Annotated in this window: 14 protein-coding genes; 6 read left to right on the top strand and 8 right to left on the bottom strand. The window is 44.8% G+C overall.

Features of this window, described 5'->3' with window-relative positions; genetic code table 11:
* Positions 1 to 92: 92 nt before the first annotated feature.
* The gene (locus NWQ57_RS01855; protein ID WP_306020261.1) at positions 93 to 1,001 is read left to right on the top strand and encodes a LysR family transcriptional regulator; all 909 of its coding nucleotides are present in this window, start codon (positions 93 to 95) and stop codon (positions 999 to 1,001) included.
* 332 nt (positions 1,002 to 1,333) lie between these two features.
* The gene (locus NWQ57_RS01850; protein ID WP_306020258.1) at positions 1,334 to 3,091 is read left to right on the top strand and encodes an acyl-CoA dehydrogenase family protein; all 1,758 of its coding nucleotides are present in this window, start codon (positions 1,334 to 1,336) and stop codon (positions 3,089 to 3,091) included.
* A 74-nt stretch (positions 3,092 to 3,165) separates the two neighbouring features.
* Here the strand turns inward: NWQ57_RS01850 and NWQ57_RS01845 are convergent, their stop codons facing one another.
* The 6 genes from NWQ57_RS01845 to NWQ57_RS01820 form a co-directional block, all read right to left on the bottom strand.
* Entirely contained in the window at positions 3,166 to 3,699 is a 534-nt protein-coding gene (locus tag NWQ57_RS01845) for a type II secretion system protein (protein ID WP_306020256.1), read from the bottom strand.
* Between the two features lie 238 nt (positions 3,700 to 3,937).
* Positions 3,938 to 5,410, bottom strand: a complete 1,473-nt coding sequence (locus tag NWQ57_RS01840; RefSeq protein ID WP_306020255.1) for an AMP-binding protein — start codon at positions 5,408 to 5,410, stop codon at positions 3,938 to 3,940.
* A gap of 15 nt (positions 5,411 to 5,425) precedes the next feature.
* A complete protein-coding gene (locus tag NWQ57_RS01835; protein WP_306020254.1) occupies positions 5,426 to 6,265 on the bottom strand; it encodes a p-hydroxycinnamoyl CoA hydratase/lyase in 840 nt (279 codons plus the stop codon).
* Positions 6,266 to 6,330: 65 nt separating this feature from the next.
* A complete protein-coding gene (locus NWQ57_RS01830; protein ID WP_306020253.1) occupies positions 6,331 to 7,731 on the bottom strand; it encodes an aldehyde dehydrogenase in 1,401 nt (466 codons plus the stop codon).
* Positions 7,732 to 7,767: 36 nt separating this feature from the next.
* The gene (locus NWQ57_RS01825; protein ID WP_306020252.1) at positions 7,768 to 9,111 is read right to left on the bottom strand and encodes an MFS transporter; all 1,344 of its coding nucleotides are present in this window, start codon (positions 9,109 to 9,111) and stop codon (positions 7,768 to 7,770) included.
* Between the two features lie 277 nt (positions 9,112 to 9,388).
* Positions 9,389 to 9,517: a hypothetical protein gene (locus tag NWQ57_RS01820; protein WP_306020251.1), complete on the bottom strand. Its 129-nt coding sequence runs from the start codon at positions 9,515 to 9,517 to the stop codon at positions 9,389 to 9,391.
* Positions 9,518 to 9,734: 217 nt separating this feature from the next.
* Between NWQ57_RS01820 and NWQ57_RS01815 the strand changes: the two genes are divergently transcribed.
* Positions 9,735 to 10,670: a sulfotransferase family protein gene (locus NWQ57_RS01815; protein WP_372340874.1), complete on the top strand. Its 936-nt coding sequence runs from the start codon at positions 9,735 to 9,737 to the stop codon at positions 10,668 to 10,670.
* Positions 10,671 to 10,692: 22 nt separating this feature from the next.
* Here NWQ57_RS01815 and NWQ57_RS01810 read toward each other — a convergent pair whose 3' ends face one another.
* Positions 10,693 to 11,160, bottom strand: a complete 468-nt coding sequence (locus tag NWQ57_RS01810) for an Lrp/AsnC family transcriptional regulator (RefSeq protein WP_306020250.1) — start codon at positions 11,158 to 11,160, stop codon at positions 10,693 to 10,695.
* 165 nt (positions 11,161 to 11,325) lie between these two features.
* On the opposite strand from NWQ57_RS01810, the gene hppD reads away from it, so the two are divergent.
* Genes hppD through fahA form a run of 3 tightly spaced genes read left to right on the top strand, consistent with a single transcriptional unit; the run spans position 11,326 to position 14,301 of the window.
* Positions 11,326 to 12,414, top strand: coding sequence for a 4-hydroxyphenylpyruvate dioxygenase (gene hppD, locus NWQ57_RS01805; RefSeq protein WP_306020249.1), 1,089 nt, complete (start codon positions 11,326 to 11,328; stop codon positions 12,412 to 12,414).
* Positions 12,415 to 12,427: 13 nt separating this feature from the next.
* Positions 12,428 to 12,970 (top strand): VOC family protein, encoded by a 543-nt coding sequence (locus tag NWQ57_RS01800; RefSeq protein WP_306020248.1) that lies wholly within the window; start codon positions 12,428 to 12,430, stop codon positions 12,968 to 12,970.
* A gap of 14 nt (positions 12,971 to 12,984) precedes the next feature.
* The gene (fahA, locus tag NWQ57_RS01795) at positions 12,985 to 14,301 is read left to right on the top strand and encodes a fumarylacetoacetase (protein ID WP_306020247.1); all 1,317 of its coding nucleotides are present in this window, start codon (positions 12,985 to 12,987) and stop codon (positions 14,299 to 14,301) included.
* Between the two features lie 111 nt (positions 14,302 to 14,412).
* On the opposite strand, the gene NWQ57_RS01790 is transcribed toward fahA, so the two are convergent.
* Positions 14,413 to 15,390, bottom strand: a complete 978-nt coding sequence (locus tag NWQ57_RS01790; RefSeq protein ID WP_306020246.1) for an MBL fold metallo-hydrolase — start codon at positions 15,388 to 15,390, stop codon at positions 14,413 to 14,415.
* Positions 15,391 to 15,398: the final 8 nt, after the last annotated feature.

The raw sequence follows: 15,398 nt of genomic DNA, 5'->3' as shown, positions 1-15,398 counted from the left end.
GATAACAACCATCAGAAAAACAGATACCTAAATATGCGCTTTATGCTATTTACTCAAAGCAGCACCAAAGCCCCTTTTTGCGAGAGCACACAATGAGATTTGAACAACTCGACCTCAACCTATTAGTTGCCTTAGACATTTTACTTGAAGAGCAAAACATCACGCGAAGCTCAGAACGACTGCATTTATCGCAATCTGCCACCAGTGGTATTTTGTCGAGATTGCGCGCTTTTTTCGAAGATGACTTATTAGTTCAGATTGGTAAAAAAATGCAGCCTACCCCGTTTGCCCTCGAGCTACAGGGCCCTGTAGCTGGCGTGCTTGCAACCGTGAGGGGCTCTATCATTGGCAGAAAAGCCAATAATCCTGAGCAAAGTGAACGGCATTTTAAAATTATTGCCTCTGACTACATTATTCAGGTGTTATTAAGGCATGTATTGGCCGATGTGGCTCAATCTGCACCGGGCGTGACCTTTGAATTTTTATCGCCCTTTGCCCATGAAGTGAATGTGTTGGCCAAAGGCGGGGCTGATATTATGATGGCGCCGGAAGCAGTTATGTTAGATGCCTACCCCAACACCCCGCTGGTGAGCGATGAGCTAGTGTGTATTGCAGACATTAACAATAAACGGGTAGACAAAGAGCTGACCATGGAAGAGTTTAACTCTCTTGGCCACATATCAGTGGGATTTGCTCGCGCCAGCCACTTGAGTATTGAGCAATGGCTCATTCATACAATGGAAACTAATCGACGGGTAGAAGTGATCACTAACGATTTTTCCACCATGATCTACACCTTACTTAACACAGATCGAATTGCCATTTTGCCACGCCATTTTGCAGAAATGCATGTCCAGCGCGAAGCCGTCAAAATAGTTAAATTACCCTTTGAAACACCAAAGTTAAAAGAAAATATGATGTGGCACCCTACCCTTGAAAACGATCCTATGCACCGCTGGCTGCGACAACGGATTATCGATTGTGCAGCGAAATTTGCTTAAAAATTGATAAATGTTTTCCCGCTCTAAACGATGCGTAAGCAAGGAAGGTTGAGCTCTAGCCCAGCCTCTTTCGCTTATTATTGATGTTTGCCTCTACCGGTTTTTTGTTGCTTAACCTGTTTTTACTTGCAAAAAAATTAGCATGGCAATTTATGTCAATCATTTCGTCGTTATCTGCCATTCCGTCAGCTATTACAAGTCGTTAACATCTGAGTTATCGTCGAGCCTTATTGCTGGTAAGGTGGTATATCTTTGATATGCCCCCCTTTTTGATTTAAGCAACAGCCAATTCCTGTGCACGGCATCCATTTATTTACCTATTGGAGAGCCCTATGTGGCAGTACAAAGCCCCTGTTGAAGACACATTATTTGTAATCAATACCTGGTTAGACGCTACAACCTCTTGGCAAGGTGCCGAATTATGGCAAGATCTTGATAAGGCATTAATCGAACAAATTATGATTGAAGCCGGGCGCTTTGTTGAAGGTGAATTGGCACCGATTAATGCTTCTGGCGACAATCAAGGATGCCGGCTAGAAAACGGCCGAGTACTTACCCCTGATGGTTTTCCTGCCGCTTACCAAGCCTTCATCGACGGCGGTTGGCCAGCTTTGGCCTGCGATGAGCACTACGGTGGGCAAGGCCTCCCTTTGCTATTAAATACGGCCTTAATGGAAATGATGGCTGGGGCCAATCATGCTTGGTTTATGTATCCAGGGATCACTCATGGCGCTTATGAATGTTTACATGCACATGGCTCTGAAACCATTAAAAAACGTTACTTACCCAAAATAGTCAGCGGTGAATGGCTGGTAAGCATGGACATTACTGAACCCCAAGCAGGCAGTGATGTGGGGCTTATCAAAAGCAAGGCTGTTGAGCAAACTGATGGCAGTTATTTAGTGACAGGCAACAAAATTTTTATATCTGGGGCCGACCACGACCTTACTGAAAACACCTTACATTTAGTGTTGGCCCGAACCCCTGACAGTTTACCTGGGACGCGGGGCTTGTCGTTATTTTTAGTGTCCAAATTTGTGCTTAATGAAGATGGCACTTTAGGAGATAAGAATAACCTCGACATTACCGGTATCGAACACAAGCTCGGTATCAAAGGCAGTGCCACTTGTTCAGTATCCTTTGACGGAGCTAAAGCGTATTTAGTTGGCGAACTCAATCGCGGTTTATCCCATATGTTTATTATGATGAATGCCGCCAGATTACAGGTTGGCCTGCATGGCATTGGCCATATGGAGTCAGCCACTCAACAAGCAATTGACTACGCGAATGAGCGCCTGCAAAGTCGCCATGCTTTTGCAGCAGATAAGGACCCAAAAGCCGTGGCAATCAAACACCATCCCGCAATAAAACACAAACTCAATGAGCTCAAAGCGTTTAGTGAAGGATTGCGCATCGTCGCCTTCTGGATTGCTCACTTAATTGATGAGCAAACTATTGCGACCCAAGGTGCCGAAAAAGAGCGCATTGGCCAATTATTAGCGGTATTAACGCCTATCATTAAAGCCTTTGCCACCGAGCATGGCTTTAGACTAGCAAGTTCAGCTTTGCAGGTGTTTGGTGGTTATGGCTATGTTAATGAATATCCCATCGGTCAAACACTGAGAGACAGCCGAATTGCGATGATTTATGAAGGTACAAACGAAATTCAAGCCAACGATTTGGTGTTACGAAAAATCATTGCCGATCAAGGCCAAGGCATCACCGTGCTACTGAAAATCATTGAACAAGAGCTTGCTCTGCATGACGATAGTCGGGCGGAAAAAGAGCTAATGACCTTGCTACTTGGCGAGATAAAAGTCATGGTTAACAGTTTACTGACCCGTGCTAAATTAGATGATGTAGAATACGCCGCCAACGTTGCCCCTGACGTGATGCAAGTGATGGGTTATGGTTTGATGGCTTATGCATGGCTTAAAACACTGCGCGTCATTGAAGCGAGTCAACTAAGGGATGTATACCTTCACAAGAAGCGCACTGGCGAGTATTTCTTTCACCATGTCCTGCCGCTGGTGTATGGCTACTTATTGAAAATTCAAGCTGGTGATAGAGCGATCCCTGATATTGAATAATGCCTTAGGCCTTGCTGACAAAGCTAAGAAGTATGACGTGGTTTGATAACCCTACAACTCAACAGGAGCGTGTTTCAGCATCCGCTGGTGACATATTCAAGTGTCGCAGGTGTTTGGGCATTGACCGCGCGGTGATAAATTAAATAACAATTAGTGGCGACGATGGGGACTTGGTTAATATAAAGACCTGAGGTATGCACGAAAGACGCATTAGTAAGATAAAATTTTGTACGTGCGTAATCAGTAGACCACATCCAGTCTGTCGCTAAACTGTCTTCCATCGCTTTTGAAATCCCTATATCTCGCGAGCCACTGGGGTAGCCATATCTTGTTTCAATATCGGGCGAACCGTCGCCATTTAAGTCAATATTAGCCAACACTGAGCCACTAACACCTTGGATCAGTGATTTGGCATACACCATCGAAGCGGCTGAACGTATAGCCCCACCCATGGCCTTCAAAACGGCAGTATTGGCCTCACTACTGACATTAATGAAGCGAGGAGCCGCGGTTGCCGCTAATACGCCCAGTAACACAATAACCATGATCAATTCGATCAAGGTAAAACCAGCTTGGGGCGTCAAATGAGTAGGCTTAGCAACATGCATTTTATTCTCTTTTGTTATAATTTTGCTGGTATTGCAAGGTAAGACGACAAGCAGTTAATGGGTGAAGTTATAGCGAAATCCCTCAATTCTTACTATCAGAGCACTCATACTTATGTATATGAAATAATAACTAAAGCATGAGATGAAAACGCAATAAAAAAGCGAGGTGCATTGTCCTCGCTGTTTCATTCTGTCATTCGTCGTTTATAGCAATGAGTGTGGCAAGTGCCACACCTTATTACACCTTAGCCGCGTGAGCGTTCAGCGCGTGTTTAATGACTTTACCGGCGCCATTACGGGGTAAGGTTTCCAGCACAATCACCGCTTTAGGTATTTTGTATTTGGCTAAATGGGCCGACAAATAATGCAACAAACCATCGCTATCAAGGGTCTTGATGTCCTTTTGGCATACAACATACAAATGCCCTACCTCACCCCATTTTTCGTCGGGTACGCCGATCATCGCGCATTCAAATACTTGGGGGTGCTTTAACACAATAGCTTCTACTTCAGCAGGAAACACATTTTCGCCCCCTGAAATAAACATGTCTTTTTTTCTGTCTACGATACGGTAATAACCTTGCGCATTTTGCACCGCAATATCACCTGTTTCGAACCAGCCATCATCGGTAAAACTATTGGCGTATAACGCTTCTTTACCCCAATAACCAATAAACAGATTAGGCCCTTTAAGCTGCACCTCCCCTGCCTCACCCGGTTCAACGGGTTTACCGAGTGCATCATGCAAACGAATGGAGACTCTTGGGGTATTCGTTCCGACACTACCGGCGCTGTGATCAATTAAGTTGAGTTGATGGGGCATACCTAACAGAGTGCCTGCCTCACTCATACCGTAACCGTCAACAATAGGAATACCATCATTGAGCCACCGTCTAATTTGGACTTCAGGATGAGGCGCCCCACCGGTTAATAAGGCTTTTAGGTTTTTTAACTTGGCGGGATCAAAACCCGTTACTTGTCGAAGTGCATTGGCCATTTGTGGTATACAAAAATAATGGCTGATGCTTAGAGCTGGATCAGACATGCGCTCTAAAGTACGTTCTGGAATAAATCCGTCTGAAATAACCAACTTACCGCCATTATACAATACAGGTCGTACCGAAGAAATTAAGCCAATAATATGGAACATAGGCGACTCATTTAAAAACGCACTGTGCTGGTCAACTTGATACAACATCGTCGAATTCAGAATGGTTTCCATCAAGGTGCCTTCAGTGTGAATCGCCCCCTTAGGTTGCCCTGTGGTACCAGAGCTGTACAAAATCAAACAAGCTGCATCGTTATCACATTCTAATGCGCTATCCACAGGCAAATGTTGGGTATCGCTAATAAGATTTTGAATAGGCTCAAAAGCAATGCCTATTTCTGCGGCTTTCTCATCACCAAATACAAGAGCCGGTTCACAATCGGCCAGCAAACCTTCAATTTCAAACAGGGATAAACGCCAATTTAAAGGGACAAAAATCGCTTTACATCTTGCACAGGCAAAATGCAGGGCAATGACTTCTGCCCGGTTTTTACTTACACATGCCACTCTGTCACCGCGCTTTATCCCTCGTTGTAACAAGTACGCCGCGAACTTGCCGACCAACAAGTTGTATTCGCTGTAGCTCCAGTGACGCTCAAAAGTAAGGTCTTGTACCGCTAAACTGTCGGGGCGAAACGATGCCTGAAAAGTCAGAAAGTCCATGGTTTGTCGTCTCCCTTAAGCGCCTTGCTTGCTCTTATCATATGCGCCTAAACCAGGCTTATAGGTTTTATCATCAATAAATTGTTTAATCCCCTCTTTACGCCCTTCATTGTCGTAACTGTTTGCTGCCTCTTGCGCTCTAATTAGATAATCTTCGGCATTGTCGTAAGTCATCTCTTTTACACGACGAATGGCGTCTTTGGTCGCTTTCAATGCCACTGGGTTTTTTGCAAGTAATACCTTACATACCGCTTCAACTCGCGCTTTTAGTTGTTCACTTGGCAAGGCTTCGTTGACCAAACCCCACTCAACTGCCGTTTTACCGTCAATATTTTCACCCATCATGGCATGATACATTGCCTTACGCAGAGGCATTAAATCAGCCACCACTTTACTGGCACCACCACCAGGTAGTATGCCCCAGTTGATTTCACTTAGACCAAAGGTGGCATCTTCCGCTGCAAATGCTAAGTCACAACCAAACAATGGACCATAACCACCACCAAAACACCAACCGTTTACCATGGCAATAGTGGGTTTTTGATACCAACGCAAGCTGCGCCACCAACCGTAAGCTTCACGCTGGGCTTGGCGGGTTGCGCCTAAACCCTTGCCTTCGTTTTCACGAAAGTACTCTTTTAAATCCATCCCTGCAGACCACGACGTGCCTTCTCCTGTTAGTACGACGACGCCAACATCAGCGCGAAACTCCAACTCGTCGAGTACTCGCTGCATTTGGCGATTCAGCTTTGGACTCATGCAATTACGTTTTTCAGGGCGATTAAATTTCACCCAAGCGATGTTATTTTCTACCACAAACGCCACGGTTTCTTGTTCGGTTCTTTCAGTGCTCATTGGACTTTCCTTTATATCAATTGAATGTGTTTTAATTAAGTTGCGGTGCAAGGTTTACGTTAACCTTAGATGGGATAATGACCCGCTTGAGTCTCTACCGTGATCCAGCGCAGTTCACTGAATTGATCGATACCGGCTTTACCACCAAAGCGGCCGTACCCTGAGGCACCAACCCCACCAAAGGGCATCTGTGCTTCATCGTGAACCGTTGGCCCATTGATATGACAAATACCGCTATTGATTTTTGTGGCAATGGTCATTCCTCGTGCTACATCTTGAGTAAACACCGCGGCGCTTAAGCCATAAATAGAATCATTGGCAATATCGATGGCTTGCTGCTCATCGCTGGCTCGAATGATCGCCACCACAGGTCCAAAACTTTCTTCGCTGTATATCGCCATATCTTTAGTCACGCCATCAATCACGGTGGCTTGCATCAGTACAGAGCGACTTGTACCGCCTACTAAGATAGTTGCTCCTTTAGATACCGCATCTTCGATTAAGCTATTGACCTTTAAAACGGTTTTTTCATCAACAACCGCACCTAATGGGGTATTGCCTTCACGAGGGTCGCCGGTGGGCATAGTGTGCACTTTCTGTTTAAAGCGTTGTGCGAAGTCGTCTGCCACGGCATCCACTACAATTAAGCGCTCGGTAGACATACAAATTTGTCCTTGATTCATGAACGCGCCAAAAGCGGCTGCTTTTACTGCTTCATCAAGATCAGCGTCGGCTAATATCAGCATGGGTGCTTTGCCGCCTAGTTCCAGCAAACAAGGTTTGAGATTTTCAGCGGCTCGGCGAGCTATAATGCGTCCTACGGCCGTAGAGCCGGTGAAGTTGATACGCTTAACGGCTGGATGATCAATAAGGGCCCCTACCACATCACCCGCATCTTCTGGGGCATTGGTGACAATATTAACTGTACCTTCCGGAAATCCAGCGTCTGCTAAGGCTTCAATGATTAACGAATGGGTATGCGGGCAAATCTCAGAGGCTTTCAATATCACGGCATTACCACAAGCCAATGCAGTTGAAATTGCCCGCACGCCAAGAATAATTGGCGCATTCCAAGGTGCTATACCCAAAATAACGCCAACCGGGACTCGCTGGGCCATGGCCAAACAGCCTGGTTTATCTGAGGGAATAATCTCCCCGCTAATCTGGGTCGTCAAAGAGGCTGCCTCGCGCAACATTGAGGCAGCCAAGCCTAAATTAAACATAGCCCAGCCGGCTGTCGAGCCAGTTTCGCTCATCATCGCGGCAACAAAAGCATCTTGACGAGCTTCAAGTGCGCCAGCTGCTTTATTCAATATAGCCCGGCGTCCATTTGGACCGACAAGTGACCACTGCTTAAAACCTTGTTGGGCGTTTTGTGCAATCGCTGCCATATCTGTGACTTGCATCGCTAAGGCTTCGCTGGCTAACTCACCTGTAAGTGGATTCATTCTCTTAAAATTTGTCATTGTCTTACCTTTTTACTTATTCTAAGGTGTTGCCACCTAACTGAGATTCTGTGTTACTACCAACTTTGGGCTTGAGCCGTGTTTTTTCTGTCTGAGTCCAATCAAAATGATGGCCACTGCCGAAACTAAGGCACCTGCTCCCATTACCATGGCTACACCTTGCAAACCAACACCCGCAGTAAACAAATAGCCAGCTATGATGGGGCTTAACGCTGCGCCGCCGCGACCAAAACCAATCACCACGCCCGTGCCGCTGGCTCGAACATCTGAGGGGAAACTTTGCGCCATTAAGGCATATAAACCCACTACACCAGCATTGGTGAAAAAGCCGGTTGCGGCTGAAACAATGGCCAAACTACTCAAGGAGGAATAGCCCATACCAAATATTGAGACCATGACAAAAGATAAGGCCAACACGACAATTAGCAGTCGACGCAGCTTGATACGGCTGGCCATTAAGCCTAGCAAAATTGCGCCAATAGCACCGCCTACGTTTGCCCACACGAGTACTTGACCCGCATTGGCAGGTTCGAATCCCATGTCGACTACAAATTTGGGGATCCACTTGAGAATAAAATAGAAAGTCATGATCTGTGCAAAATAAGCCAGCATTAACAACAGGGTCAGTGCTCGAAACTCTTTTGAGGCCAAGACTTTAAAACTAGACTGTTTAATTTGATGCACTTTGCTGGGCAGCTGCTCAATACTGGCATGACCCATTTTTTGCAAAATAATATTTATTCGTTTTAAGGCGTGTGGCGGCTGTTTATTAGACAAGTACTCAACCGATTCTGGTAAGCACCAAGCGACTATAAACATAAACACACCAGTAACACTGCCCCCAAAGATAAATATTGAACGCCAACTATGCGTTTCAAGTAGGACTGATACCACTGAACCACCAATAATGGCGCCAATGGGGTAACCAGTTGCCATGATGATGACACACAAATGCCGGTATTTTTGATTGGCAAATTCTGCAACCATGGCATTCGTCGAGGCCAACATACCCCCAATACCAAGACCTGTTAGAAAACGCACTAACAACAAGTGATTTATAGTGTCCACTAAGGCAGCTAGAAACATACCCGAAGTCATTAAGACAAGACAAAATTGAATAGTCGGTTTACGGCCAAAGCGGTCAGCTGCATGACCTAAAATGACTGAGCCGGTCGCCATACCAAACATTTCCATGGCTAGCACTACCCCAAGTTCAGCACGATTAATGCCCCACTCAGCAGCGATCCCAGGAGAAGCAAAACTGATGGCCAGTACATCGAAGCCATCTAAAGCATTGAGTGCAATACAAATAATAACGGCCATGAGTTGCAGACGGCTCATGGCACTATCATTTAGTAAGGTAGCGGGACTGTGGTTCATCTATGACTATCCGTTAGTTTGATCGGCAAACTTCGCATGCCTGAACACCAAGCTAATTGTTGAGCTTGAGCCAAGGAACGCCAATAAATGGAAAGTAAAACCGATTACGTGACGAAGATGTTAATAGTATGTTTAAAAGTCTTATATAGCAGAAAACGACTAAATAGCATGCATAAAATGACAGCTCTATTTTTATGCACGTTTAAAATCATATTGACAGTACAGGGCCCGGGTAAGCCGCTAATAAGTGCCTTTAATAAGCTTGTAATATAGGGGTTTAGAAAACAGGAAAACGCGCTTTGATTAATTGAGGGTTGTTTAGTGCACAGGCTTGCAGAGCCATAGCCCGAACTAATAGTAGGTATTGTACTTCCGCTAAACGTGGTGCGCTGACATCATTCAGCATTTCTCCCCGCCTTAACTGCACATAGCCAGCGTTGGGGCTAGTCACTCTAGTTTACGCTGGTATTGGCTGGGGAAGACTATTATTTATATTCTCAAAGGCCCAGCTGCTCGTTTTTAGCTATTTTACAAATACGAGTTATCAAGTTCAGCACCGCAGGCTAATACTGTGTGTTACCCTTCACGACTTTACCGTTATATAAAGGTTTGCAGATTAGAAAATGAAACACACCTCTATTGAAATGTTGACAGAATTGGCTGATTTACTTGTCAGTTTTAGAGGGTCATTAACTGGACTCAATATTGAAAAACACACACTTATTATTCACGCTGGCACGCCAAAGACAGGCACCACTAGCCTGCAAACCTACCTAAGTAAAAAACAGCGGAAATTGCGAGGAAAAGGGATTTTATATCCGCATAATCTGGACCGAATACCCAACCCACACGCTCCAGCACATCAGTGGTTTGAAAAAAACCTCGCCTCCAACCACCTACCACACTTTTTGGCCAACTTTAAAAACATTATTTCCCAAATAAAACCCGACACCCACACCATCATTTTGTCTTCGGAGGGCATTTATAATTATTGGTGGGATTTACCCGCGTCGGCACACACCATCCTGACTGAGCTTAATCAATTATTCGATATTAAAATTTGGGTGTGGTTTCGTGAACCATTAGGCTTTATTGAAAGCTATTACAAGCAATGTATTCGAAACCCACAAGTCGAGGGAAACCCTTGTTATGGCAAAGATTTATCTTTTGCGAAAATGTTAGAGATTGAGTGGTTTGCACAACATCTAAATTACCAAGGTTTTGTTGCAGATTGCCAAGATTTGTTTGGCAAAACCAAGGTGTCAGTGTTCGAATACGAAGGCGATGTAGTGCAACAGGTGAGTCAAAAACTGGGGTTGGCAACTGCGCACGACAACCCGACGCCCCGTCAAAATGCTAGTTTAAATAACGTGTCGATTAGCTTAATCAAGGTCCTCAACCAGTTTAATTTATCAGCAAAAGACAAAGAGCTTGTGATGCCTCAGTTAAAGCAAATTAACGCGCTTGTTAGCCAATATGCAAATGAGACACTGATTGATGAGTCGTCCAGAAAGCGCGTTTTGGCATTAGCAAAACCGGTTCAATTTTCTGGGGCATGAGCAACAGCAATGTTATTTTTCATTAAGCGCTTTTTACTGGCAAAGCACTGCTGGCTTTAATCACTTTGAGGCTAAACTGGGATTCAATATTCATGACACCAGCAAATTTTAATATTTTATTCATACACAGATCAGAAAAATGATCCATGCTGGTCGCCACCACCTTCATTAAATAATCGTAACTGCCCGTAGTGGCATGGCATTCGATTATATATTCTTGCTCTTCAACCTCTTTTAAGAACGTGATGCGCTTAGATTCATCATGTTTCTCAAGGGAAACTAACACAAAAGAGGTTACCTGTAGGCCAATTAATCGTTGATTCAGATTCGCTGAATAGTGGTCAATGACCCCTGCACTCTCTAATGCCTTAATCCGCCTTAAACAGGGTGATTCTGACAGGCCCACTCGGTTTGCTATTTCCACATTAGACATGCGTCCATCTCGTTGTAATAACTGCAATATTTCACACTCAGTTCGAGATAACTTCATAGGGTGGATCCCATCTACTAATAATAAATTATTAACAGATTATGCCACGTAATACCCATTATCAAGCAAATATAAACAGAAAATAGCCTTTAACAGGGAGTAAAGTAGCCAATAGAAATCAGGCAAATAACTGCTATTTACGAACAACCAATAAGAGGATTAGCGATGACAGATTTATTTGACAACCCCATGGGACTCGATGGCTTTGAATTTATCGAATTTGCTGCGAAAGAGAAAGGCGTCTTAGAGCCCGTATTTATCACCATGGGGTTTATCCATGTTGCCAGCCACCGCTCTAAAGATGTTGATTTATGGCGCCAGGGAGAAATCAATATCATCATTAATTATGCTGCAAAATCGCCGGCTGCATATTACGCGGATGAACACGGTCCGTCGGCATGTGGTATGGCATTTAGAGTGCGCTGTGCCCGCGCTGCCTACAAACGTGCACTTGATTTAGGTGCCCAGCCCATTGAGATCCCATGTGGGCCGATGGAACTTAAATTGCCCGCAATTCGCGGTATTGGCGGTGCCATAATCTATTTGATTGACCGTTACGAAGAAGGCTTATCGATTTATGACATCGACTTTGAATTTATACCCGGCGTGGAGCGTAACCCTGAGGGCTGCGGCTTTAAATTAATCGACCATCTCACTCATAATGTATACAAAGGCCGCATGAAATTTTGGGCTGACTACTACGAAAAATTGTTTAACTTTAGAGAAATTCGTTACTTTGACATCAAAGGCGAATATACCGGTTTAACCTCAAAGGCCATGACGGCTCCTGATGGTAAAATTCGCATTCCACTCAACGAAGAGTCTGGCAGTAACGGGCAGATTGAAGAATTTTTGATGAAATACAATGGTGAAGGAATTCAGCACATTGCCTTTATTTGCGACGATTTATTAGCCTGCTGGGACAAGCTAAAAGCCTGCGGTACTCAATTTATGACCGCGCCACCCGAAACCTATTATGAAATGCTTGCAGACCGACTACCTGGTCATGGCCAAGATGTGTCGGAATTAAAACGTCGTGGCATCTTGCTAGACGGCACAACGGATGGCAGCTCCCCGCGTTTGTTGCTACAAATTTTTTCTGAAAACGCTATCGGCCCCATCTTTTTTGAATTTATTCAACGTAAGGGTGATGAAGGCTTTGGCGAAGGGAATTTCAAAGCTCTGTTTGAATCAATTGAACGAGACCAAATTCGTCGTGGTGTACTAACAACAGATGATCGAATTGCGGTGTAAAAGGAGCACATCTATGAAAATTAAACGCATTCATCATGTGGCGTATCGCTGCAACGATGCCAAAGAAACCGTTGACTTTTATCAAAATGTATTGGGCATGGGCTTTGTACTTGCCATTGCCGAAGACCGCGTACCGTCTACTAAAGCGCCTGATCCGTATATGCATGTATTTTTAGATGCTGGTATGGGCAATGTATTGGCCTTCTTTGAACTACCCAATAGCCCCAAAATGGGCAGAGACGGCAACACGCCTGATTGGGTTCAGCATTTTGCCATGGAAGTCGACAATTTTGATGAATTACTCGACGCTAAGAAAAGATTAGAAGCACAAGGGCTTGATGTACTTGGCCCTACCAATCACGGTATTTTTCAGTCTATTTATTTTAGGGATCCTAACGGTCATCGTATTGAATTGGTGGCTAACAGCTGCACAGATGAAGAAATGCAAACCTTGCATGAGGTTGCCCCTGCCATGTTAGAAGAATGGAGCAAAACGAAAAAAGCCCCAAAACATGCGGCATGGCTGCACGAAAAAGAATTCACTCATTCTAATTAAAGGATACTCAATCTATGCAATTAAACGAAACCCATGACCCAGCGCTGCAAAGCTGGCTCGGCTCGGCCAATGAAGAAGGTACTGACTTTCCGATACAAAACTTACCCTTTGCGGTGTTTCGTCGTCATGGGTCACAGGAGGCATTTCGCGTTGGCACGGCCATAGGCGATCAGGTTATAGACCTTTCAGTACTCGCGACTAAAGGTTTATTTCTGGGTAAAACCGAACAAGCCCTTAAGACGTGTCTCTCACCTCAGCTGAATGAGCTTATGGCGCTGGGTTATGAATATTGGAGCAGTTTACGCTTGGATTTATCAAGAGCCTTACGAGTAGGCTCATCTTTACGAGGTGAAATCGAAAGCACGTTGGTGTCGATGACAGACGTTGAATACGCGCTGCCGGCTCAAATTGGTGACTACACTGATTTTTATAGCTCGATTTATCATGCGACAAATGTGGGTAAACAGTTTCGCCCCGACAATCCCTTACTACCTAATTATCAATGGGTGCCCATTGGTTATCATGGCCGCAGTTCGTCGATTGCAGTGTCGGGCCAACAATTCCACCGTCCCTGTGGACAAACTCGCCCACCAACGGCTAGTGAACCACAGTTTGGCCCCGCCCAAAAAATTGACTATGAGTTAGAACTAGGGATTTTTGTTGGTCGTGGCAACGCTTTAGGAGACAGAATTGCTATTGATGATGCTGACCAACATGTTTTTGGCTTATGCCTATTTAATGATTGGTCGGCTCGTGATATTCAAGCGTGGGAATATCAACCATTAGGACCCTTTTTGTCAAAGAACTTCGCCTCAACGGTCTCGCCTTGGGTAATTACTTTTGAGGCCTTAGCACCTTTTACTACACCGTGGACCAGAGCCGAAGATCATCCTCAGCCCATGCCTTATTTAGAATCAGATAAAAACCGTCAACGTGGCGGTTTAGACATCGTATTAGAAGTTGCCATCAGTACAGCAAAAATGCGAAAAAATAATGAAGAAGCTGAATGTTTGGCCACCACTAACTTTAAACATTCTTACTGGTCAGTGGCTCAGATGCTCGCTCACCATACGATAAATGGCTGTAATATGCGCCCAGGTGATTTACTCGGTAGTGGCACTCAATCTGGCCCCCATGCCAGTGAAGCGGGTTCATTACTTGAGTTAAGCCAAGGGGGTAAGCAAGCTGTAACCCTGAAAAATGGTGAGACGCGCAGCTTTCTAGAAGATGGAGATACCGTTATTATGCGCGGCCATTGCGCCAAACAAGGCGCCAAACGAATTGGGTTTGGAGAAGTAACAGGCACTTTGTTGCCTGCAAAAATACCCTAATCAATTCCGTGTAGTGAATCCAGCTTCAACAAAAATGCCTATCAACTGATAGGCATTTTTATGTCGGTGTTTGGTTTGCTCAGATGCCCATTTCAGATGGCCGCACGATAGTTACTCCGTTGGCATTCTTGCTACTGCCGCTGAAGCGCATTCAGCAATAACCTGAGTGTAATCTTGCACCATTTGCTGACCAATAATAAAAGGATTAGCCTTATCTGGATTGGCGCGTAATTCAGCCATACGCCTGAGGGAGTCATCGACAAAAGCGTGATTGCTCAAGGCCACATCAACGTTCATGTCCTTTGCCAATTTAGCGAATTTCTTTGCCGAATTAACGTAGGCTTGTGCTAATCCCTTATCTTTTGGGATCCCTGTCCCTCCCCATAGCGCCGCAGTGTGCCTTGCTCCATTTTCTGTCACTGGAAAAATCAAAGAGAGTGTCCCTGGGGTATGACCGGGAGTGAATACGATTTTAACCGTGGTGTCTCCTAAGGTGACTTCCTGACCATCAGTGGCAACAAGATCTTTATCTGGCGCAGTTGACCAATTTGGTGCTGGCATTCCAGGACGGGCGGGTCTGGGCGCAGGATTAGTTGCCATATCCCAATCGAGCTCACTCATCATGACCGAGGCCTGATATTTTTCGGCTAAATATTTAGCACCACCATAATGATCCCCGTGGCCATGAGTCACTATGATAGTTTTGATATCAGCGGGATCTAAACCCACAGACAGCATGCCTGATTCAATAACCTCTTGAGCTTCTTGGGTATTATTTAGTGCATCGATTAAAATAATTCCATCACTGGTTTGCAGGGCATAAGCGCCAACAGGGGTTACGCCAACATAATAAAGATTGTCAAATATCTTAGTGGCAGGTGGAACTGTTTTATCTTTGAAAAATGCCATTGCCCGATTATCGGTACTGCATTGCAACTCGGCAGTTGTGCGCATAAAAGTATCGCCCGCTAACGCATAGGCTTTATCAACGTGAGTTTGCGCAAGGTTTTGCTCAGTATTGGCTACAGCACTGCACCCTAAACAAAGTAAACTAACCGTCGTTAAAGCAAGTGTCTTTTTGTTTATCATTGACTTAT

Source organism: Paraglaciecola sp. (assembly GCF_030730205.1).
In the GTDB taxonomy this organism is placed as follows: Bacteria; Pseudomonadota; Gammaproteobacteria; order Enterobacterales; family Alteromonadaceae; genus Paraglaciecola.
The sequence above is the reverse complement of the archived record's forward strand: the minus strand, read 5'-3'. Positions and strand labels throughout refer to the sequence as shown.